13 protein-coding genes and 1 CRISPR repeat array (1 of these 14 running past the window's edge) are annotated in these 24,058 nt (G+C 34.8%); of the genes, 6 read left to right on the forward strand and 7 right to left on the reverse strand.

Annotated features, from left to right (window positions below; all coding sequences use genetic code 11):
* Positions 1-5: 5 nt before the first annotated feature.
* From OZP09_RS04205 to OZP09_RS04225, 5 genes are all read right to left on the reverse strand, one after another.
* Entirely contained in the window at positions 6-3,098 is a 3,093-nt protein-coding gene (locus OZP09_RS04205) for a SusC/RagA family TonB-linked outer membrane protein (RefSeq protein WP_281310346.1), read from the reverse strand.
* Between the two features lie 576 nt (positions 3,099-3,674).
* The gene (locus OZP09_RS04210) at positions 3,675-4,124 is read right to left on the reverse strand and encodes a glycoside hydrolase family protein (protein ID WP_269236683.1); all 450 of its coding nucleotides are present in this window, start codon (positions 4,122-4,124) and stop codon (positions 3,675-3,677) included.
* Positions 4,125-5,243 carry an endo-1,4-beta-xylanase gene (locus tag OZP09_RS04215; RefSeq protein WP_281310347.1) on the reverse strand — a complete coding sequence of 373 codons (1,119 nt, stop codon included), beginning with the start codon at positions 5,241-5,243 and terminating at the stop codon, positions 4,125-4,127. It abuts the gene before it with no gap.
* A 109-nt stretch (positions 5,244-5,352) separates the two neighbouring features.
* The gene (locus OZP09_RS04220) at positions 5,353-7,518 is read right to left on the reverse strand and encodes an alpha-glucuronidase family glycosyl hydrolase (RefSeq protein WP_281310348.1); all 2,166 of its coding nucleotides are present in this window, start codon (positions 7,516-7,518) and stop codon (positions 5,353-5,355) included.
* Between the two features lie 284 nt (positions 7,519-7,802).
* Complete coding sequence (locus OZP09_RS04225; protein ID WP_269236685.1) at positions 7,803-8,834, reverse strand: LacI family DNA-binding transcriptional regulator; 1,032 nt, start codon at positions 8,832-8,834, stop codon at positions 7,803-7,805.
* A gap of 244 nt (positions 8,835-9,078) precedes the next feature.
* Here OZP09_RS04225 and OZP09_RS04230 point away from each other — a divergent pair, with 244 nt between their 5' ends.
* The 4 genes from OZP09_RS04230 (at position 9,079) to OZP09_RS04245 (ending at position 16,083) form a co-directional block, all read left to right on the forward strand.
* Positions 9,079-11,700: a glycoside hydrolase family 3 protein gene (locus tag OZP09_RS04230; protein WP_269236686.1), complete on the forward strand. Its 2,622-nt coding sequence runs from the start codon at positions 9,079-9,081 to the stop codon at positions 11,698-11,700.
* 50 nt (positions 11,701-11,750) lie between these two features.
* Positions 11,751-13,796 carry a transketolase family protein gene (locus tag OZP09_RS04235; protein ID WP_269236687.1) on the forward strand — a complete coding sequence of 682 codons (2,046 nt, stop codon included), beginning with the start codon at positions 11,751-11,753 and terminating at the stop codon, positions 13,794-13,796.
* Between the two features lie 236 nt (positions 13,797-14,032).
* Complete coding sequence (locus OZP09_RS04240) at positions 14,033-14,449, forward strand: hypothetical protein (protein WP_281310349.1); 417 nt, start codon at positions 14,033-14,035, stop codon at positions 14,447-14,449.
* Positions 14,450-14,637: 188 nt separating this feature from the next.
* Positions 14,638-16,083, forward strand: a complete 1,446-nt coding sequence (locus tag OZP09_RS04245; protein ID WP_269237812.1) for an FAD-dependent oxidoreductase — start codon at positions 14,638-14,640, stop codon at positions 16,081-16,083.
* A 121-nt stretch (positions 16,084-16,204) separates the two neighbouring features.
* Here the strand turns inward: OZP09_RS04245 and OZP09_RS04250 are convergent, their stop codons facing one another.
* Positions 16,205-19,459, reverse strand: coding sequence for a PAS domain-containing protein (locus OZP09_RS04250; RefSeq protein WP_269236689.1), 3,255 nt, complete (start codon positions 19,457-19,459; stop codon positions 16,205-16,207).
* Between the two features lie 279 nt (positions 19,460-19,738).
* Between OZP09_RS04250 and cas1 the strand changes: the two genes are divergently transcribed.
* Together cas1 and cas2 are read left to right on the forward strand one after the other, a co-directional pair.
* Entirely contained in the window at positions 19,739-20,653 is a 915-nt protein-coding gene (gene cas1 / locus OZP09_RS04255) for a type II CRISPR-associated endonuclease Cas1 (protein ID WP_281310350.1), read from the forward strand.
* Positions 20,629-20,958, forward strand: a complete 330-nt coding sequence (cas2, locus tag OZP09_RS04260) for a CRISPR-associated endonuclease Cas2 (protein ID WP_269236691.1) — start codon at positions 20,629-20,631, stop codon at positions 20,956-20,958. Before cas1 ends, cas2 begins: the two co-directional genes overlap by 25 nt.
* On the opposite strand, the gene OZP09_RS04265 is transcribed toward cas2, so the two are convergent.
* Positions 20,955-21,578: a transposase gene (locus OZP09_RS04265; protein WP_269236692.1), complete on the reverse strand. Its 624-nt coding sequence runs from the start codon at positions 21,576-21,578 to the stop codon at positions 20,955-20,957. The two genes, cas2 and OZP09_RS04265, sit on opposite strands and share 4 nt — an antisense overlap.
* 239 nt (positions 21,579-21,817) lie before the next feature.
* Positions 21,818-24,058: a CRISPR direct-repeat array (repeat unit 36 nt; unit sequence AATATCGTGTTTTCTAATCTTTAATCAAACCACAAC) (it continues 961 nt past the right edge of the window).

The following is a 24,058-nucleotide window of genomic DNA, read 5'->3' on the forward strand; positions in this document are numbered from 1 at the left end:
CCTGATTAAAATGTTAAATTAAGTCCAAATAAATAATTTCTGGTAGTAGGTGTATTGGTTCCAATAACCAAAAATCTACGTTGGTAAGAAGCTACAGCCTGATTTTCGTCTCCAAATGAATTTGTTTCAGGATCCATACCAGACATTTTATGGTAAGGAGAGAAAAATACAAAAGGATTTTGAGCCGTAACATAAAGTCTAAGCCTTTCAATACCTAAATCTCTCATAAACTGCTGATCTAATGTGTACCCTAGTGTTAATGCTCTGATTTTTACATACGATGCATCAAAATAACTCATAGTTGACATATATTTTGGGTTATCACCACTTCTTAACCCTTTTGGGTTAGGATATTCTGCATCTCTATTATCCGGTGTCCAGTAATCAACATCTACATTACTTCTTCTGCCATTAAGAAGGTTAAGGTAACTAGCTCCTCCATATAAAGTACTTACTAGTACACCTCCACTTTTAAATGCTCCAACAGCAGAAAAATCAAAACCTTTATAGCTTAAGTTAGTATTAAAACCTCCCTGAAAGTCTGGATCGGTTTCAATTATTTGCCTGTCACTTGCATTGATTGCACGAGTCGGCGAACCATCTGGATTGTAAGTTCCATTATACTTAACCTGAATAGATCCTACAACAGTTCCCGGGTCATTAATGCCGTATTTCTGGTTTGGCTCCAATATTGACATATATGGATCTCCCTCTTTCCAAAGACCAACTTTCTCATAATCATAAATTGAATTGATATTATATCCTACAAACCATGAGTTTCCTTCATCTCTTGTAGCTCCTGAAGCTAGTTTAACAAGCTTATTTTCATTAGCATATAAGTTAAAACCAACTGACCAACTAAAGCCTTTAGGATTATCCAGAATAACTCCATTCAAAGATATTTCATAACCTTTGTTTTCACTTTCTCCAACATTTGCGACATAACTCGCAACACCAGATGTTACTGGTAGATTTACTCTTTGTAAAAGGTCTTTAGTGTTTGTTTTATAATATTCAATTGTACCGGACAAACGATTGTTAAAGAATCCAAAATCCAATCCATAGTTCCATGTTGTTGAATATTCCCATCCTAAGTCTGCATTAGGTAACTCTGTAACATAAACGCCAGTCGAATTTGTATTTCCAAAATTATAAGGTCTGGTACTTAAGGATCCTAAAGTAGAATATGGGTTTATAGCCTGATTAGAAGTTTCACCATAACCAGCACGTAATTTCAAAAGATTTAACCATGAAAAGTTTTTCATAAAAGATTCATTAGAAACTGTCCAACCTACAGATACTGCCGGATAAGTTACCCATTTATTTCCTTCAGACAATCTTGAAGAACCATCCGAACGAACTGTTCCTGAAATAAAGTATTTATTATCATACGAATACATTGCTCTTGCCATGTAAGAACTTAAACCCCATTGAGTATAATCCTGCTCTTCAGGTTTAATAATGATTGGCTCTTCACTCTGAGCCATGTTATAAAACTGAAATGCATCAGAAGTAATTCCTCTTCGTGTTATTCTTGAAGTATTTCCTGTGTATTGCTCATTTGAATATAATGCAACAAAATTTATAGTATGTTTGTCTGCAAAAGTCTTGTCATACGTCAGTAAGTTTTCAACAAGCCATTGAGTTGACAATTCATTTCTTATTGCTGCTTCTGATAATGTAGTAGGATTTACATCAAATACTCCCTGACCTTCATAATATCCGCCGTTGGATACACGAAAATTTAATCCGGTATTCATACGATATTTTAAACCCTCTACCCCAGGAATTTTCAATTCAGCAAAAATATTATTGTAAGAACTAAAAGCTTTGGTTAAGTTTACATAAGATTCTCCCAGATTGTTAATTGATTCTCTTGTATATACCCAGTTTTCGTCAGCAGCCATTCTAACAGTTCTTTTTAATGATCCATCAGGATTATATGGATTTGCTAAAGGTGAAGTCCCCAAAGCAGTACCAGTACCAATGTTATCACCGTTAGTAATAGAATAATTACTATTGGTATTAAACCCTAAACGAAGTACTTTTCCTATTTGTTGATCTAAACCTGCTCTAAGAGTATAACGTTCAAAACTTTGACCTGGCAATACAGCATCTTCTTTATAATAACCCAAACCAGCATTATAAGCTCCACCTTCACTTCCTCCTGAAACGCTTATATCATGACTAATCATTTCACCAGCCCCGTAAAGACTATCCTGCCAGTTAGTATTGTTATTATTTGATTCATCTAATCCATTAGTATATAAACCAGCAGCGGTACGAAGTGCACTGAATTTTGCACCGTCCATCATATCATATTGACTAAAAACTTGTTTGATACCTGTAAAACCATTGTAATTAAAAGTAGCTTTTTGATTTTTACGCCCTTTGTTACTTGTAATTAATATAACACCATTCGCACCACGTGATCCATAAATAGCAGTAGCAGAAGCATCTTTCAAAATATCAATAGATTTTATATCAACAGGATTGATATCACCTATCTGACCAGCAAAAGGCACACCATCAAGAACAATCAATGGATCATTACTTCCTGTAAGAGATCTTGTACCACGTATACGAATCTGCATAGCAGCTCCGGGTTTTGAAGAAGTTTGTAACAATTCAACCCCAGCTAATCTTCCTTGTAATGCCTGTGTTACGTTAGACGATTGTACTTCATTTAATTCCTTACCTCCAATTGAAGCTACAGAACCAGTTACCGCTTCTTTTCTTTGTGTACCGTATCCAATAACCACAACTTCTTTTAAAACGCCTGATTCTTCTTCAAGCTTTACGTTGATTTGGTTTTGTCCATTTACAGCTACTTCTTTGCTTTTTAAACCGATAAAGCTAAAAACAAGTACTCCGTTTGAAGGAACATCGATAGAGTAAGTACCATCAAAACCTGTACTTACGCCAGTTTTAGTACCCTTTAAATTTACATTAGCCCCAGGGATAGGACCATTTGCATCCGATACTGTCCCTTTGACTTTCGTTTGCGCACCCGCATGGAGTGATAAGCCAAACATTAAGATCAAAAAACAAAAGCATTTTAAATGCTTCGATTTAATTGTAACAAAATAGTTAGTCATAAAAATTGATTTAAATTAAAATTCATTTTGGTTTAGTCATAAGTGTATTTAAAACAAATGTAGAAAAAAACAATCAACACACAATCGGTTGTTTATTTTTTTTTTTAAATTATTAATAATTATATCCAAATAAAAAACATTGTACATAATATAATGCTAAAAAAAATAAATTATATGTAATTTAAAACCGATTTTGAGTTTAAAAATAATAATTTAGAAGTAAATACTTTAATTAGATAAATAAATCATAAATATTAGACTTTATCAAAAACCCTGAAATTAAAAAGTAAAGTATTGTTAAAATAAGCTACAAAACAGGCTATATAATTGATTTCTTAATAAATATGTAAAATGATGTGCTTAATTCCCAATAAAGAATTTAAAAAACAAATACAATCGGTTGCTCATTTAAATAAAAAAGCTCCTATACAAAAGAGCCTTTTAAAAGTCATAATTTTTATGATGTTATGATATAAATTTATGGGAATGAATTATCTAATCATATTTTTTAGCTGTTCAAATGATAAACGTTTCATAGCTATCAATATGTATTAATCATTTTTTCTAAACTATAAGCTATTCAGCTATTCTTCTTATGCCATAAGAATCTATTGTAACAATTTTGCCGCTTTTCATATAATCTATTTTAATACACTTTATATTTCTCAAATCCTGTTTAGAAGTCAAAAATGTGGGATCATGATAAAACAAATACCATTCATTATCTAACTGATATATAGAATGGTTTAAATTCCTGCCTGCAAATGGATTAAATATTCTTCCCTTATATGTAAAAGATCCATAAGGATTATAGCCAATTGCATAGAAAATAAAAGTACTGTCTTGCATTGAATAAGAAAAGTAAAATTTACCATTATACTCATGAATCCATGAAGCTTCGAAAAAATGTTGGTAATTATTTGAAGATAGCATAACAGCTCCTTTTTCGTCCAGAATTTTAATTTCTTTGAGATCTTCAGCAAGTTCCAAAATATCATCTGCTACCATTTCTACTATAGTATCCAATTATTTTTTTACTTCTTTTAACTTCAGTACGCTATCATACGCTTTCTTAGGTTTTAAATCTTTATCAAATAGTAATGGGTAATTTGTCCTTCCTTTTATTGGCCAGTCATTTAACCAGGACTGACCATCATGAACACCCCAAAATGTTACCCTGCTGATTTTATCTTTATGCTTTAAAAACAATTTAAAGATTGACGCATAACGCTCAGCTAGTTTCACCTGAACTGAATCGGGAAGTTTTTCCGGATATGGATTCATTTTTGCACTTCCTTCAAAATTTTGATTTACATCTGCGCCTTTTAAATCCCAGGGATTTGGCAAAACGGTGATATCTAATTCTGTAAAAGCAACTTTTAAGCCCAAAGCAGAATACGCTAAAATACTTTCTTCGATCATTTCTATAGAAGGACTTTCTAATCGCCAGTGAGCCTGTATTCCTACTCCATCAATTTTTCCTCCTCCGGCTTTGATTTTTTTGATCAGATCAATATTGCCTTTTCTTTTTGCAGGCTCTTCATTATTATAATCATTATAATACAAATCTACTTTTGGATCTGCAGCAGCTGCCAGTTTAAATGCATCAACAAGATATTGCTCTCCAAGTGCCTTCAGAAAAACTGATTTTCTTAATGTTCCATCTTCGTTCAAAGCTTCATTGACAACATCCCAGGAATCAATTCGTCCTTTGTATTTAGAAACAATTGTCGTAATATGATCTTTCATAAAAGCTTTCATTTCTGTACTGTCTTTAATTTCTGCCATCCATGGGGCCAATTGACTGTGCCAGATTAGAGTATGCCCATGTATGAACATTTTATTCTTCTCTCCATATCCCACAAATTTATCAGACAAGGTAAAATCATACTTATCCTTCGAAGGATGCAAAAACATCGATTTCATGATATTCTCTGCAGTAATAGCATTAAATTCTTTTTTGATTAAAGAATCTTCTTTTGCATTTTTTTCTTCAATCTGATTTAAATCCAGAGCAGTACCAATATAAAAGTCTTTTTTGTAACTGTCTTTCAATGAAATACCATTTTTTTCTTTTTTTTGTGCATTACAGCTTGTGAAAATGATTAGAGGTAAAAGCAGTAAATAATGATTAATTAATTTCATTTTATGGTTTTTAAGGTTGATAGTTTTGTATTTTGATTTCTTGTACAGTTTTTATTTGTCTTTTAATACAATCAGTAAGTAACAATTGCGATTTTTAGCTTATCTATTTTTAATTTCCGGGTGCAAAAGGGAATTTTAATGATTTAAAATAATCTAACGATTGTGTTGGTTTCTCTACTTCAACAGGCAATTCCTTACCCGAATATTGCTGAAAATAAAGCAGACATGCATCCCTCCACCATTTTGCTTCTTTATACTGAATTTCTAATAACATCTGAACTTCTTTGAAACGTTCGTTATCAATATATTTTTCAGTTTTATTCCATGTATTTTGCATACTTTTTACCTGATCGACACCTTCCTGATACTTCAAAGCTAAACCATTCCAAAGCGTTTGCCCGTTTTTTAATCTATAATCCCAGGATAGATGATGAAACCATAGCAAATCTTTTTCAGGACATGTCTTTACATTATCAAACAATTTTTCTACTTCAGGAGCATATTGTGATGTTGCATTTGTTCCGGTTTTAGACCGGTCAAAACCTATTCCGTTTTTATCTGCTTTATGATAATACACCGGATTCCATTCCGGCCTTGATAAATTAGAAACCCACGGCCCCGGGCCGTAATGATGCCCTGTATCCATAATATGATGTAATCCGAGTGGCGTCATATAATTAACAACTGCTTCACGCGATTCAATCATCATCTTTTTAATTGGGGTGATGAAATTTTCATCGTTCGAAAACGTACATCTCAGCCATTCATCAGCAATAACTTCAGAATCTAAATTTGGGTTCCAGGCCAGCCTTCCAAAGCCATACCAGTTTGCCTGAGCAAAAGGGTGACCGGTCCAGTTTAAATCGTTCCCAATATTGGAAACTCCTGCAATACCTGTTAATTTCGTTTTTGTATAAGACCCCTCAACTACTTTAGCAACTGTTGTTCCTTTTCCGTTTTGATAAGTATCTGCTTCTAAAACTTCCTGAAATAATTTAGGCAGAAAAACCAAATGTGTGCTAAAACCTAAGTATTCCTGAGTAATTTGAAATTCCATCATTAATGGCGTTTTAGGCATAGCCCCAAACATAGGATGAAAAGGTTCGCGTGGCTGAAAATCGATTGCTCCGTTTTTTACCTGAACGATTACATTCTCTTTGAATTTTCCGTCGTAAGGGACAAATTCAGCATAAGCTTGTTTTGCCCTGTCATTGGCATCGTGTTCAGAATAAACAAAAGCTCTCCACATAATCACGCCGCCAAATGGCGCAACGGCATCGGCAAGCATATTGGCGCCGTCAACATGATCCCTTCCATAATTTTGTGGTCCTGGCTGACCTTCTGAATTCGCTTTTACAAGAAAGCCCCCAAAATCCGGAATTCTTTTATAAATTTCTTTGGCTTTATCTTTCCACCAATTTACAACACCAGCATCTTTTGGATCTGCAGTTTTTAATCCTCCAATTTCAATTGGTGCTGAAAAGCGCGCTGTTAAATAAACTTTTATTCCGTACGGTCTAAACACCTTGGCCAAAGCTTCAACCTTTTCTAAATATTGAGGCGTTAAGATTAGAGCGTTTGCATTTACATTGGTCAAAACGGTTCCGTTTATTCCAATTGATGCATTTGCTCTGGCATAATCAACATATCGCTGATCAATAAAACCAGGGAGTTTTTGCCAGTTCCATAATGAAAACCCGGCGTAGCCACGCTCTACAGTGCGATCTAGATTATCCCAGTGATTTAAAATCCTGATATTTGTTTTTGGTGCATCAGCAATATTTAAATTTTGTATTGGTTTATTTGTCTGGATTAATCGCAAAAAATGATAAACACCGTATAAAACTCCAATATCTTTTTTACCAGTAATAACAATATGTTTTTTATTACTTACAGAAATCGATTTGATAATAAAACCTTCATCATTTATAAGATCGAAACCAGACCCAATTGCTTTTTGAATTTCAGGACTTAAGGCCAATTTTGAACCTAAAATTATAGTATTATTCCCTTCTAATTTTGCTGCTGCCTGCATTTTATTTCCAAGCATATCATTCAAAGCAGTATGCAATTCATTTTCAGCAATTTTTAAAGTTTCTGTGTTTTCTAATACTACTATCCCTTTAATATTTGATACGTAATCTGAAATTGTTTTTGAATTAGTTTTCTTTTCATATTGCAACCACAATTTGTAATCTTGCTGTGCCAATGCCGGACAACAAAATACAAAAAACAATACGCTCAATTTGAAAAAAGTCTTCTTTATAGGTTTCATTATTCTTCTGTTTACTGCTTAATTAGCTACAAACATCATCTTATTGATAAACTGATTATTTAGCAATATAAATACTAAAAAAATACAGTATTAAAAATATCAAAGTGTTCGCAATCGGTTGTGCTAAAATACAAAAATAAAGCAATTAAAAAATAAAAAATAGGTTTTATGCTGTATTATTAAAAATTAACAGCACAAATCCTGTATAGAAGAGTACAAAATATTTAAAAAAATCGGCTCATACAAAGACATCGTAATGACCTAGATAGTTTGTCATACAATATTTAAATCTTTTTGGACGATTCACGTATAAGCACCTGCGTATTTAAGAATGTAATTTCTTTCGCATCCTCTTCTTTATCAGATTTAAGATTTTTAATAATTAATTCGGCGGCAGCTTTACCCATTTTCTCAGCTGGATGTGTGATAGTAGAAATGTTAGGCTCAATTATTTCAGAGATAGGGTCATTATTGAATCCAATTACCGCAAATTGATCAGGCACCTTAATCCCTCTTTTTTTTGCGGTTTGAACTGCGCTTACTGCAAGAATATCTCCTGGAGCAAAAAGTCCGTCTGGTGGTGATTTCAAGTCAAACAACTGATTACAGGCTGTTACACCATCCTCGTAAGTCATTTCCTTTAAACTAATAATAAGATTTTCTTCAACGGGAATGCCATGCTCAGATAAAGCATCGATATACCCTCTTTTACGTTCATTGTAAAGTGTCCCAAATTCTGATCCGGCAGTTAAATGAGCAATTCTTTTACATCCCTGCTCTACAAGATGTTTTGTCGCCTTATATCCCGCTAAGTAATTATTGATTACAACACGAAAAGTATCATAATCTTTAGGTACCCTGTCAACAAAGACTAAAGGAATATTATTATTTGAAAATTGTTTAAAATGTGAAGTATCTTTAGTTTCCATTGCAAGCGAACAAATAACGCCACTTACCCTATTACTGTATAAAGACTTGGCCATATCGACCTCCATCTGGTATGAATCATGCGATTGCATAATAATGACGGAATAATTAGATTTTTGAGCGGTAATCTCAATTCCACTAATTAATGATGATAAAAATGGCTGTGTCACGGTTGGGATCAAAATCCCAATGGTTTTCGTTACATTACCACGAAGTCCTGCCGCTAAAGTATTAGGCACAAACCCCATTTCTTTAGCTGTCTGTTTTACTTTTTTAATTGTTTTCTCACTTATGCTGTGATGGTCTTTTAAAGCCCGCGAAATTGTTGATGCTGCAAGATTCAGTTTTTCTGCAATATCATAAATTGTTACGTGTCTGTGTTCTTCCATGAATTAGAGTAGTAAATAGACGTAAATGTACTTATTTTAATGTTAAAAAATCAATACTTCATTTATTTAGGATATTAAAAGAGTTATTTTGAAAATTTTATATGTGAATATATTAAATTATTATTTTTTAAAATATCTCTTTGCACATAATTTTTTTATTTTAAAAAAAAGTTATTCCTTTACACAATCGGTTGTTTAAATTATTAGTATTTAATTAAGTTCCCATCTTTATAAAATATAGTTTATGAAAACAAAAAAAATCACAACTGTAATTGCACTGATCATTTCATGCTATTGCTTAGCACAAGAAAAGGATAAATTCCGGTTTCAAAATACCAAATTAAGTTTTGAAGAACGGGTAAATGATCTTGTAAGCCAGTTAACATTAGAGGAAAAAGTATCACAGATGTTAAATTCGTCTCCGGCAATCCCAAGACTGGCAATACCGGCATACGATTGGTGGAACGAGACTTTACATGGGGTTGCCAGAACTCCTTTTAAAACAACTGTCTATCCTCAGGCAATAGCAATGGCAGCCACATTTGATAAAAATTCACTTTTTAAAATGGCAGACTATTCGGCACTTGAAGGAAGAGCTATTTACAATAAAGCCGTCGCAGCTGGACGAACCAATGAACGTTATTTAGGTCTCACCTACTGGACACCTAATATTAATATATTTCGCGATCCACGCTGGGGACGCGGACAGGAAACCTATGGTGAAGATCCGTATCTTACAAGTATTCTGGGCGATTCGTTCGTAAAAGGCCTTCAGGGAGATGATCCTAAATACCTAAAAGCTGCTGCATGCGCCAAGCATTATGCCGTGCATAGCGGACCTGAATCTTTACGCCATACTTTTAATGTTGATGTAACCCCATATGAACTTTGGGATACCTACCTGCCTGCCTTTAAAAAATTAGTAACCGACTCTAAAGTGGCCGGCGTAATGTGTGCTTATAATGCTTTCAGGACACAGCCATGTTGTGCCAGCGATATATTAATGAAAGATATTTTAAGAAACCAATGGAAATTTGATGGCTATGTGACCTCGGACTGCTGGGCAATCGATGATTTTTTCAAAAACCATAAAACACATCCTGATGCTGAGTCCGCCTCAGCAGACGCTGTTTTTCACGGAACAGATATTGACTGTGGTACTGATGCTTATAAAGCTTTAGTACAAGCTGTAAAAAACGGAAAAATAAGTGAGAAACAAATTGATATCTCTGTAAAACGTCTTTTTATGATTCGTTTCAGGCTTGGAATGTTTGATCCTGTTGAAATGGTAAAATATGCACAGACACCGGACTCTGTTTTAGAAAGCACTGCACATCAACAGCATGCTTTAAAAATGGCAAGACAATCCATGGTTTTGCTTCGAAATGAAAAAAATGTATTACCACTAAATAAAAAACTGAAAAAGATTGTGGTACTGGGTCCTAACGCAGATAACTCCATATCTATTTTAGGGAATTACAACGGAACTCCCAACAAGCTAACAACAGTTTTAAAGGGAATTAAAGAAAAAGTAGGTCCTAATACGGAAATCGTTTATGAAAAAGCAGTAAACTTTACAAATGACACTTTATTAGTATATCAGAATCTTAAAAATCAATACGCTTACGAAGGAAAACAGGGCTTTAAAGCCGAATATTTTAATAACAAAAATCTTTCCGGTGAACCTGAAGCTGTAAGAACAGAACCAGAAATCAACAACTTTTGGCAGGAAGGCGAAGTTGTTATAAAAAACATTAAAGCGAACCAATTTTCTGCACGCTATACTACAAACTTTACAGCAGAAAAGGATGGCTCCATTACTTTTGAACTTAGTGCAGATGATGGATATCGTTTTTTAATAGATGGAAAAGAAGTTATAAACGCATGGGAAAGAAACAGATGGGGAGAAAAAACATTTAAATTAATTACGAAAAAAAATACTGTTTATAAATTGGTTTTAGAATACTGGCAGGGTGAAGGAAAAGCCAATGTTGCATTGAATACTGGTAATTTTGAAAAAACGGATTTCAAAAAAATAGTGGATAACAATAAAGACGCCGATGCATTCATCTATGTTGGCGGGATATCCCCACAACTGGAAGGCGAAGAAATGCCTGTAAACTTTCCAGGCTTTGCCGGTGGTGACCGTACCTCTATCCTACTTCCAAAAGTCCAGACCGAGTTAATGAAAGCTTTGAAAACCTCTGGAAAACCAGTCGTTTTTGTCATGATGACAGGCAGCGCTATAGCCATCCCTTGGGAGGCGGAAAATATTCCGGCAATACTCAATGCATGGTATGGAGGCCAGGCCACTGGAAATGCTGTGTCTGATATCCTTTTCGGAGATTATAATCCTGCAGGAAGACTACCTGTTACATTTTATAAAAGCGATTCAGACCTGCCTGCTTTTGTTGATTACAACATGGATAACAAAACGTATCGTTATTTTAAAGGTAATCCATTATATGGTTTCGGATATGGGCTTAGTTATACTTCATTTAAATACGATCAGTTAAAAGTACCCTCCAAAATAAAAAAAGGACAGCCCGTTTTAGTTTCTGTCAAAATAACAAATACCGGAAAATCGGAAGGAGAAGAAGTTGCCCAATTGTATATTATCAACCAAAACCCATCTGTAAAAACACCTTTAAAAAGCCTCAAAGGATTTGAAAGACTTAATTTAAAATCAGGTGAAAGCAAAATAATCAGTTTCACACTTTCTCCTGAAGATCTTTCTTCAATTACTGCAGAAGGTAACCTGAAACAATTTTCCGGAAAAATAAAACTTGCTATCGGAGGCTGTCAGCCAGATGAAAAAAATGAAATAAAAAACAATATTGTAACCCAGATTATTCAAATAGACTAATAATAAATCTAAGTTTAATAACAACTCAAGATTACATTAATTAACAAAAAATGAACAAGACAATAGACCAGTTATCTGCGGATAATATTAGAGCATTAGCCATTTCAATGGTAGAAAAAGCAAATTCAGGCCACCCAGGCGGATCTATGGGCGGAGCCGATTTTATGCATATCCTTTATACAGAATATTTAAAATACGATCCATCAGACATGCAGTGGATTTTCAGGGATCGTTTTTTTATGGATGCGGGGCATCTTTCGGCTTTAATGTATGCCCAGTATCATTTGTTAGGCAATTATGAAAAAACAGATTTAGAGAATTTTAGACAATGGGGTTCTGTTACGCCAGGACATCCTGAAATTGACGTAAAAAGAGGTATAGAAAATACATCAGGCCCTTTGGGTCAGGGTCATGTTATGGGTGTAGGTGCCGCTATTGCAGCGAAGTTTTTATCTGCCAGATTTAATAATTTATTCGATCATAAAATTTACGGATTCATAACTGACGGAGGCGTTCAGGAAGAGATTTCTCAGGGAGCAGGTCGTATTGCAGGGCATTTAGGACTAAATAATTTCATTATGTTTTATGATTCAAATGATGTACAGCTATCGTCAATGACTGATGAAGTTACGACTGAGGATACTGCTATGAAATACGAATCCTGGGGATGGAAAGTCATTACTATCGATGGTCATAGCCATACTCATATCCGTTCTGCGCTCAATGCCGCTCATGCAGAATTAGAAAGGCCTACACTTATTATTGGAAGAACCATTATGGGTAAAGGATGCGTTACAGCTGATGGAGAAATGTACGAAGGACAGTGTGAACTGCACGGAAAACCAATTGGCGGTACAAAAGCATGTTTTAAATCAACATTACTCAATTTAGGAGCAAATCCGGAAGATTCATTTGCTGTTTACGAAGACGTTGCTGCGCATTACAAAAACGTCTTAGCCAGAAAAACAGCAGAAGCAGCAGAAACAAAAACAAAAATTGCTGCCTGGGAAAAGCAAAATCCTGAACTGGCAAAAAAAATCCAGCAGTTTTTTAATGGTGACCTGCCGGAACTTGATTTCAGCTCGATAGCACAAAAAGCCAATTCGGCTACACGCGATGCTTCGGCAGCAGTTTTGGGATATCTGGCTGAAAATGTAGAAAATATGATTGTTTCTTCTGCCGATTTATCCAATAGTGACAAAACTGATGGTTTCTTAAAAAAATCTTCGGTTCTGAAAAAGGATGATTTTAGCGGTGGATTCCTTCAGGCTGGAGTTGCAGAACTTACTATGGCTGCAATCGCAAACGGAATCGCCCTTCACGGGGGAGTTATTCCGGTTGTAGCTACCTTTTTTGTGTTTTCTGATTATATGAAACCTGCTATTCGACTTGCAGCAATTCAGGAACTTCCTGTAAAATATGTATGGACCCATGATTCCTTCCGCGTAGGCGAAGACGGACCAACGCATCAGCCAATTGAACAGGAAGCTCAGATTCGATTATTAGAAAAAATCAAAAATCACTCCGGAGATCAAAGTTTATTAGCTTTACGACCAGCTGATGCTATTGAAACTTCTATAGCATGGCAAATGGCTTTGGAAAATAAAAAAACGCCAACGGGATTAATTCTTTCGAGACAAAACATTACCGACATTCCAACTTCAGGAAATTCAAGATTTGAAGAAGCTTCCAGAGCAAAAAAAGGAGGCTATCTTGTAAAAGCTGTTGAAAACCCGGATATTACTTTAATAGCAAATGGATCTGAAGTAGCTACTCTTATTGAAGCAGCAACTGAATTAGAAAGCAGCATTAAAATAAAAATAAATGTGGCCTCTATAATTTCTGAAGGACTTTTCAGGTCACAGCCAAAAGAATATCAGGAAAGTATTATTCCAACAAACGGATTAGTATTCGGACTGACAGCGGGTCTTCCGGTTAATCTGGAAAATCTAGCGGGAAGCCGTGGAAAAGTTTTCGGACTGGATCATTTTGGTTACTCTGCTCCTGCTAATATTTTGGATGAAAAATTTGGTTTTACGAGTAAAAATGCCTGCGATGAAATCATTAAATATTTAGATGCAAATAAGTCAAACTAAATAAAAATTAAAAAATGATTTAACAGAAACTACAATTATTCTATTTTACTAATGAGCCTTCAAATCGATGAATTTGAAGGCTTTTTTTATTTCGTTTTTTGGTGTAAATCACACTCCTTTTTTATACGATTTTTTGAAAATTAAATTAATCTTAAAAAACAAAAAACTGGCGTCTTCGCAATTAATTTAGTAACTTGTAGTAGTTAAGTTATATTTTGCACTGAATTTAGTTCTGGATGACATTAAAGAAATGTCATGCCATACAGCCCATAGCAACGATAAAAAAATATATCGTTCTTATTCCTGCAAATGCAGAGCGTGAGCCAGGATTTTTCCTTTCTCTTCTAAAAGTCTGGAACATTGGCAAAAATTCAGGAGCAAGAATGAGTTTCTATGCCAATGAAAAAACGAACCAGATTTTAAAAAGCATTATTAAAAAAGCTAATATTGAAGCCGTTTTTAATACTATTACAACATGGGAAGAAGGTCAGCAGGCAGCTTTTAGTTTAGAAGATGACGAAGGTTTGATAATGCTAATGGCAGAGAGAGGTATGGAGTCTTATTTTTCGCAAATGCAAAAAGTCCCGGAAATATTAAACAAAAACCTCAGCAACAATAAATTATATCCTTATTTATCCTTTTTCAAAAACTGATAATACAGTAACCGAAAAAAAGAGCTGTGAGTAATCTGGATGATTTTGCCGATATTGGAAAAATTATTGGAAGGATTTTCAAATAAACCAATACGATTTATACCCTCAGTTAACTAATAATACCTTTCTTTTTATCTTAACTTTGCATTTTAAAATACCGATAATAATTATCAAGTAAAAAATTGAAAATAGAAAAAGTGGAAAATGAACCTGTAAGCTGGACAATATGCCGGGAATGCCAGGGACGCGGAAAAAAAAGCCGAAGAATAAGCAAAAAAACACGGCTTCTTTACCAGATTGCATTGGAGGAATTTCAAAAAATGCAAGGCAAAGGTACAGAACCGCTTCCGCCAAAAGGGAACCTGTATTCATGTCCAGACTGTTCCGGATCTGGGTTAATTACTGCTTCCAACACTCCTGTCGCAGACAAACAATATCCACATATTGCCATTATCGGTGGCGGAATCGGTGGAATTGCTCTTGCGGTGGCATGTTTGCATCGCGGAATTCCTTTCACACTGTACGAACGTGACAAAGACTTTAATGCGCGATCTCAGGGCTACGGACTCACTTTACAACAAGCCAGCAAAGCAATTCAGGGATTGGGGATTTTCTCTTTAAAAGATGGGGTGATTTCAACAAGACATCTGGTTCATACTCCGGATGGAAAAGTAATTGCTGAATGGGGAACCAGAAAATGGCTTCAGTCAGACACAAAAACATCTTTGAAACGTACGAATGTGCATATTGCACGTCAATCATTACGATTAGCTTTACTGGAGCAGCTTGGAGGAAATAATCAAATAAAATGGGGACATCAGTTAATGGATTTTAAGGAGTCTGGAAAAGGTGTTGATCTCAGTTTTCAGGTTGATGGACAAATTAAGAAAACCCAAGCAGATCTTGTAGTTGGAGCCGATGGTATTCGAAGTTCTGTCCGAAGGCTGCTTATTGGAGAAGAAACTACGCCTTTGCGTTATCTGGGATGTATAGTGATTTTAGGCATCTGTCCATTAAGTGCTTTAGAAAATCTTAATAATCCTTTATTAGATTCTGCCACTATATTTCAGACTGCTAATGGCAACGAACGCATCTACATTATGCCTTATTCATCAGATTCAGTAATGTGGCAGCTTAGCTTTCCGATGGCTGAAGAAGAGGCGAAATCATTAAGTACTAAAGGACCTAAGGCTCTCAAAGAAGAATCATGCAGAAGAACACAATGGCATGATCCTGTTCCTCAAATTGTATCAGCAACAGAGGAAAGCTACATTTCCGGATATCCTGTTTATGACCGTGAATTGCTTAAACCCGAATTACTGGAAAAATCAGGATCCGTAACACTGATTGGAGATGCTGCACACCCAATGAGCCCGTTTAAAGGACAGGGTGCCAATCAGGCAATTCTGGACGCACTTACATTGTCAAAAAGCATTTTTAAAGGATGCAGGCCTTCATCTGACTGGAGAAAAGCAGGAATACGAAAAAGTGCATTAATGGAATTTGAATCAGAAATGTTAGAACGCAGTGCAGTTAAAGTACAAGATTCAGCACAAGCTGCTCAGTTCCTGCATTCTGAAATTGTACTTCATGAAAATGATGCGCCGAGGAGATGGTTTAAGAATGACCAATAATATTATTTTTTTTAACTTCTGTTCTTTTACAAGCAATGCTGTCCTTTTTGATGATCCAGTGAAATTTACTAGTCTTTGGATTTTGCTTTAAAATTTAAAAGAAAATGTAATATTTGCCATGCTAAACAGGTAGGAAAATATGAAATTTTGTCCCTTTATTCGGTTCTGATTCTGCATACATTACACCTTGATGATTCATCACAATTCTTTTGCAAAGTGCCAGCCCGATACCGGTTCCCGGAAAAATATGCTGTTCATGAAGACGTTTAAAGATTTCAAAAATCTGATTTTCATAATCTTTTTCAAAACCTATTCCGTTATCAGTAAAAGTAATATGATGGTAATTATCTGAAACAATCGCATCTCTGGTAATGTTCTCCAGATAAGTTCGGGTTACAGTTTCAACATTTATTTTAATTTCAGGGCGAGTACCCGCTTTTGTAAATTTAAGAGCATTACTCATCAGATTATAAAACAACTGATTCATCTGCAGTTTTGAAGCATTTACTACCGGCAAACTTTCTACAATTAATGTTGCATTTTTTTCCTGTGCAGCAATTTCAAAGTCATTCCACAAATCTTTAATTACAACGTTTAAATTTACTGGCTTAAATGATTTTTCAGGATTAAGAAGACGTGAAAAGGCAAGCAAATCTGAGATCAACAGGCTCATTCTTGCGCCTGAGGATGCTATTTTGCTTACAATTGTATCAGGATCCATGCTGGATTTTCCATCCTTAAGCAATCCTGCAAAAATTTGAATCTTACGCAGTGGTTCCTGAAGGTCGTGACTTGCAACATAGGCAAATTGCGCAAGTTCATGATTAGAATGTTTAAGGGCATCGTTAGATTTTTCAAGTTCCAAATTTGAAATTTGCAGCTTTTTCAAAGTTGTCTCTAATTCAGATGTCCGCTGTTTTACCTCGTTTTCTAATGCAAGCTGTAACTGCCTTTGAATCGTTATATCCTGGGCTGTACCGTTTATTAGTACAGGCTGACCTTCATCATCAAAAAAAGTCTGGCCAATTGAATGTATAATTTTTTCCCTGCCGGTGATTCCGTGAATTATTTTATATTCGGCTTCATATTTTCCGGAAGACCCTATTTTTTGAGCAGCGAAAAAAGCTTCTTTCACTCTATTTTGATCCGCGAGTATTATAAGTGACCTTGCTTTTTCTGATGTCATTACGGTATCTTTAAAGCCAAACATATCAGCGTGTCGTTGGGATATAGTGGTAATACCTGATTGTACATCCATCGACCAGGTACCCAGTTCAGCAAGTTCGACGGCAGAACGCATTACTGCTTCTGCCTGCTCTACTTTTCTTATAGAATCAAGTTCAGAGGTCACATCTGAACCGACATACAATACAGCATAAATATTTCCTTCTCCATTTAATAACGGAGTAAGACTGACTTTATAAAAATGTGTTTCTTTTTCTTTTGTATTTAAGCCCGGAATCCCGCTGGCAGAAAAACTTCTGCCTGTTTGATAGACTTCTTTTACTGTTTTGAGAAAAGTTTCAGAGCCACCATCTTTTAGGACATCAGAAAGCATTTTACCTTCAGGGTTGGCAGCTGTTCCGGCGTACTTGGTAAAAGACTGGTTAGCATTTTTTATGATTAAATTTTCCCCAACAAATAAACTAACTGCAACTGGTGCTGCCGCAATTACTGCACGAAGATTAGATTCACTTTCACGAAGAGCCATTTCAGTTTTTTTACTCTGCGTTATATCTGTAGCATGAACAATGAGCCCAGCTACATTTCCGTTACTAAGTATGTGTGGTGTATAGACAATACTAAGCCATCTGTCGGTTCCCATTCTTGAAGGTGCAAACATTTCATATTTTTCCTGCTGGCCCGCATAGGCAATTTTAAGGTGAGGCAGTACTTTCTCATAACCTGCCTCTCCTATAAACTCGCGTACTGTTTTACCAATAGCTTCCTTTTTGTCAACCGAAAACCAATCCATAAAAACAGAATTATACGACTGATAACGCTGTTCTCCATCGAGATAAAAAATCATGGCAGGCACTGTATCCCTTAATAATTCCAGATGTGCCTCACTTTCTTCAAGTGCGTGTTGTGCCTGAACTTGTGCAGTTACATCTATAGCAATATCTAATATCGCATCAATTTCTCCTGATTTATTTCTTATTGGCGTATAAGAAATATTATAATAATTGTCTTTTAGTATTCCGCTTTGAACAATTTTAACAAGAGATGCAGGGGAAATAAAAGGAATGCCTGTTGTCAAAACATCATCGAGTATTTTAAGATAGGCCTGGCCTTCAGTAATAAGTTCAGGCATCACCTCACGCAGAGGCAGCCCTTCAATATTCGGACCTTTTCCAACAATATCAATAAAAGTCTGATTAGGATTTTCAACGATTAAATCACGTCCTACAAATAAACCAATCCCGGCAGGAGCAGCAGCAATTAGGCTTTTTAGCCGTGCTTCACTTTCTTCAACTGCACGGCGACTCAAAACCTGCTTTGTTACATCAGTTGCTACAACAAGAAGATTGTTTGTTTTTTGAAATCCGCTTTTATTAACCTGATAAGTAAGATCTACATAAACATTGTCCAATACCCCACTACGAAAAAGCTCAACCTCAACTTCTTTAGCCATATAAGGATTTCCTGTAATAATCACTTCTCTCAAAAGATCGTCAAACCCCTGTCCTTCAAGTTCCGGAAGTGCCTTTAGCAAAGGTTTCCCAATTAGATCTTTTCGGTTTCGTCCAACCAATTCACAGTAGAAAATATTTGCACTTTGAAAAACCAGCTCATCATCCACGCTTAATGTTGCAATACCCACAGGTGAATCCTCAAAAATAGACGCGAACCCGCTTTTATTTATTTCGATAGTATCTAAGTTACATGATGTATTTTCTGTACAGGTTACAAAAACTCCTTGAATGTTATTAAATGAAGTATACAATGGGCTATATCCTAAAGAAAGCTGGAGACTCAATATATCATTATTTCTAATTAATGTTAGGTCTAAAGCATCTTTTGATTTAAAAATACTATCATCAAGCATTGCATTTATAGTTTGAGCTATAGTATGCCATTGAGAAGTTAATACTTTATCCATAGGCTGGCCCAATAAATCAGAAAATTTATCTCCAACTGTTAGATAGTTCTTAAATGAATCGTTAAAAAAGAAGTGTTTTTCATTGCCCCATACAATAAACATGGCAACTGGAGAAGTAACCATAATTCCTATCGCAGTCCTAAGACTTTCAGGCCAATCTGAAACATGCCCTAAATCAACAAGATTTAAGCTACTTAGAAGAATACCAGTCTCTCCTCCGTTTTTCAAAAATGCGTATTCCAAACCACTATTCCCTTCCAGTACTTCCTTCATTTATTTCACTCTAATTTCTAATGTGAAGGTACTATAAATTTAGGTTTGAAGTCGTTCCTTTTTACTACAAAATTATTTCTATCTGATTTTTTCCCGGAAGAATAAAAATAATTTGTCGTTTGTCTGTTTCAAGGTAATTCACAAATACATTCGAAACTAAAAATCTGCAAATTATGGAAAACCGTAAACACCGTATTTCTTTTACGTCGAACTTTAGGTTACTAATGAAAGAATCAAACTTAAAGTTGAATGCAAGGTTTTTAATTTCAAATTGAATTTATGCTAAAAAGAACTATTCTAATTGAAAACAAATTTTCTATTACGGCAAAAAACAATCAGCTGGTACTGAAATCAGAAATGCGGGAGAGTACAATTCCTATTGAAGATATCGGATTTCTTGTTCTCGATCATAATGAAATATACCTGAGTATTCCTGCTATGAATTTACTTGTTGAAAACAATACATCTATTGTAATCTGCGGAAAAAATCATCTTCCTAATGGCATGGTTTTAAACCTCAACAGTCATCATATTCAGCAGGAAATATTCAAAAATCAAATTGAAGCTTCCATACCATTAAAAAAACAATTATGGCAGCAAACCATAATTGAAAAAATTAAAAACCAGGGGCTTTTACTTGAAAAAATAACAAAATCCAAAAACAGTTTCCCTTTTCTGGCCAGTAAAGTATTGAGTGGTGATTCTTCAAACATGGAAGGAGTTGCTGCACAACAATATTGGAAATACTTCCCCCAGCCGCATTTAGATTTTGACGGAATCAAAAGGGAACGCTATGGGGACTATCCTAACAATTTTCTGAATTACGGTTACGCCATTTTAAGAGCAGCTACTGCCCGTGCGCTTTCCGGAAGCGGATTACTCAATACATTAGGAATTCACCATAAAAGTAAATACAATGCTTTTGCACTTGCGGATGATATTATGGAGCCATTCCGCCCTATTGTCGATGAAAAAGTATTTGAAATTATGCAGTGTTTTGAGGAACAGGAATTAAACACCATTATTAAGGCTGAATTATTACAAATATTAACCCGGACAGTTTATTTTAAAGAGGAGAAAAGTCCTTTAATGATCGCTTTGCAAAAAACGGCAAGTTCGCTTCAACAATGTTTCACAGGAAATCGAAAAAAAATTAAATATCCTGCATTATGGAACTTAACGGATATCGAATAATGTGGCTTTTTGTTTTTTTTGATCTCCCTACAGAAACAAAAAAAGACAGGCGAAATGCATCTGGATTTAGAAATAATTTACTGAAAGATGGATTTTCGATGATGCAGTATTCTGTGTATGTACGCCATTGTGCAAGCGGTGAAAGTGCTGATGTACATGAAAAAAGAATTCACAAATTGCTCCCTCCTTTAGGCAAAGTAAGCATACTTCGAATCACCGATAAACAGTTTGGTAATATTTTGAATTTTTGGGGAAAAGCAGCTGTACCTTCAGCACCTCAGCCCACGCAATTAGAATTGTTCTAACGATTAACAAAAAAAGTATCTGCCACCCATTTTTCAGGATTCAAATCAATGTAATTACTAATGTTGTGATATGATTTATCGTTTCGAATGATATGATCATGAAAAGAACGCTGCCAGGAAAATTCTTCAAAACCAGCCCTATGAATCAATTTTGATGATGTGGTTTTAAACGCTCCTATTAAACCTGATAATGATTTTATTTTGATTTCCTGATCCTGTTCGGACAGCTCGCGAGCTGTCCCTATTCCTTCGATTAATTTATTTCTATTAATTTCAATAATCATATGAACATGATTAGGCATCACAACATAATTATGAATTTCAACGTATTGATATTGTTCGGCCAGCCATTCTATTTGCTGCTTTACGATTTTTCCAAATTCATTCAAATTCATTTTTAGATCTGCACAATTATTTTCGAAATGATTTTCATTGGAATGATTTTCATTGGAATGATTTTCATTGGAATGATTTTCATTGGAATGATGTACGGACAGGTCGCGATCTGTCCCCACGGATCCAAAACAACAAATTCTATCCTGAACACATATCGTGACGAAATATAAATTATCGCTGGAATAATCAAATCCCTGCATTCTATTTCTTTTTCTATTTTTCACTATCCTTAAATTTATAATTGCATCTGCGCATACATTTACCAAACATGCATATCAGTACGGACAGCTCGCGAGCTGTCCCTTCTCAAAAACAATGATGATTTCATGATAAAAATATTGAAATTGAAATTATTACAAACAAAAAAATGCTTCAATCCTGGGTTATCAATCCAAAAAAGAAGCATTTTTTTATACGATATTTCAATTTAATCCCATGATTATCAGAAGGAAACAGACCAACTAATATCGTGTTTTCTAATCTTTAATCAAACCACAACCGCGTATGTTTCCGATATTGATCCAGACGAAATATCGTGTTTTCTAATCTTTAATCAAACCACAACCATAACAACAATTGTTTAAAAACTGGTTGTAATATCGTGTTTTCTAATCTTTAATCAAACCACAACTGTTTAAGGGATTTACCCCGTGTATAACAAAATATCGTGTTTTCTAATCTTTAATCAAACCACAACCTTGCGGATCTTTAAACGGTTTTAAACTTGAATATCGTGTTTTCTAATCTTTAATCAAACCACAACCGAGCATTTCAGTTAGATTGTTTTTTGTTCAATATCGTGTTTTCTAATCTTTAATCAAACCACAACCTTTGCTATAAAGCTGCTCTCTACTTTGAAAATATCGTGTTTTCTAATCTTTAATCAAACCACAACCTTTTACCTCAGCATTGACAAAAGTAGCATAATATCGTGTTTTCTAATCTTTAATCAAACCACAACCGCCACTAAGGACTGCGTTTCTAAGGACTGAATATCGTGTTTTCTAATCTTTAATCAAACCACAACTGCTGTTTGTAATTGCCCCAATACCAACGCAATATCGTGTTTTCTAATCTTTAATCAAACCACAACCCTTTTTGGTTTAAACTAAAGTTATGATAGAATATCGTGTTTTCTAATCTTTAATCAAACCACAACCATGGCTGATTCTCTCCAAAAATTACTATTAATATCGTGTTTTCTAATCTTTAATCAAACCACAACCCAAATGTATCAGTTTTAGATAATACGCTAAATATCGTGTTTTCTAATCTTTAATCAAACCACAACATTCGCTCCTAGATCCCCAATCAGCATTGCAATATCGTGTTTTCTAATCTTTAATCAAACCACAACATAGTATGACCGATGGTTTTGGAACAATAAAATATCGTGTTTTCTAATCTTTAATCAAACCACAACTGAGTCCGTATGGAGTGATGAGCTTGACAAAATATCGTGTTTTCTAATCTTTAATCAAACCACAACTTTCGCCGTGTAAGTATCACGCGTTATCTGAATATCGTGTTTTCTAATCTTTAATCAAACCACAACTTGCCGGAGCATGTGGACTTATGGAACAAGAATATCGTGTTTTCTAATCTTTAATCAAACCACAACAAAACTAAATCAATTGAAGATTGGGAAAAGAATATCGTGTTTTCTAATCTTTAATCAAACCACAACTCTAATGGCATTATCTACGATTTGTTACAAAATATCGTGTTTTCTAATCTTTAATCAAACCACAACAGATATTGAAAAGTATCTTTCTGCATTTTCAATATCGTGTTTTCTAATCTTTAATCAAACCACAACTCAAAGGAACGAACTTTAAAATCACACCATAATATCGTGTTTTCTAATCTTTAATCAAACCACAACATTGATTCAGCATTTACAGCAGGAGTTTCTAATATCGTGTTTTCTAATCTTTAATCAAACCACAACTAATATGATCTTTGTTGTAATTTCCAGACAAATATCGTGTTTTCTAATCTTTAATCAAACCACAACTTAAAGATAAGCTTAAATAATCAGTTAAAGAATATCGTGTTTTCTAATCTTTAATCAAACCACAACTAATCTTACTCAGGGAAAAACATTGGAAGAAATATCGTGTTTTCTAATCTTTAATCAAACCACAACCGTTGGAATATGGAGAAACTACAGAATACAAATATCGTGTTTTCTAATCTTTAATCAAACCACAACAAGAACGCTTCAATTGAAAAACCAGTAAGCAATATCGTGTTTTCTAATCTTTAATCAAACCACAACTACCTTACGCCTCCATTATCTGCAATAGTAAATATCGTGTTTTCTAATCTTTAATCAAACCACAACTACACAGGTAAAAAATTATCTAATTACTTTAATATCGTGTTTTCTAATCTTTAATCAAACCACAACTAGAGCATCGAAGACATTCCTACACCTTTAAATATCGTGTTTTCTAATCTTTAATCAAACCACAACGGAGGCGAGACTTCTACGCAGATAAAAGATAATATCGTGTTTTCTAATCTTTAATCAAACCACAACTGTGGACCCGAAACAATCTGGTGACGGTGAAATATCGTGTTTTCTAATCTTTAATCAAACCACAACACTGCTACAACGATTAATGCAATCGCTTTAAATATCGTGTTTTCTAATCTTTAATCAAACCACAACCATTGAACTTAAACCTTCTTCTTCCCA

Source organism: Flavobacterium flavigenum (assembly GCF_027111255.2).
Lineage (GTDB): Bacteria > Bacteroidota > Bacteroidia > Flavobacteriales > Flavobacteriaceae > Flavobacterium > Flavobacterium flavigenum.

Bases quoted from the DNA above. Each gene is read 5' to 3' on its own strand.
- OZP09_RS04235 (WP_269236687.1), top strand. From the start codon at position 11,751: ATGAACAAGACAATAGACCAGTTATCTGCGGATAATATTAGAGCATTA.
- OZP09_RS04230 (WP_269236686.1), top strand. From the start codon at position 9,079: ATGAAAACAAAAAAAATCACAACTGTAATTGCACTGATCATTTCATGC.
- OZP09_RS04250 (WP_269236689.1), bottom strand. From the start codon at position 19,459: ATGAAGGAAGTACTGGAAGGGAATAGTGGTTTGGAATACGCATTTTTG.
- OZP09_RS04225 (WP_269236685.1), bottom strand. From the start codon at position 8,834: ATGGAAGAACACAGACACGTAACAATTTATGATATTGCAGAAAAACTG.
- OZP09_RS04220 (WP_281310348.1), bottom strand. From the start codon at position 7,518: ATGAAACCTATAAAGAAGACTTTTTTCAAATTGAGCGTATTGTTTTTT.
- cas1 (WP_281310350.1), top strand. From the start codon at position 19,739: ATGCTAAAAAGAACTATTCTAATTGAAAACAAATTTTCTATTACGGCA.
- OZP09_RS04240 (WP_281310349.1), top strand. From the start codon at position 14,033: ATGACATTAAAGAAATGTCATGCCATACAGCCCATAGCAACGATAAAA.
- OZP09_RS04205 (WP_281310346.1), bottom strand. From the start codon at position 3,098: ATGACTAACTATTTTGTTACAATTAAATCGAAGCATTTAAAATGCTTT.
- cas2 (WP_269236691.1), top strand. From the start codon at position 20,629: ATGGAACTTAACGGATATCGAATAATGTGGCTTTTTGTTTTTTTTGAT.
- OZP09_RS04215 (WP_281310347.1), bottom strand. From the start codon at position 5,243: ATGAAATTAATTAATCATTATTTACTGCTTTTACCTCTAATCATTTTC.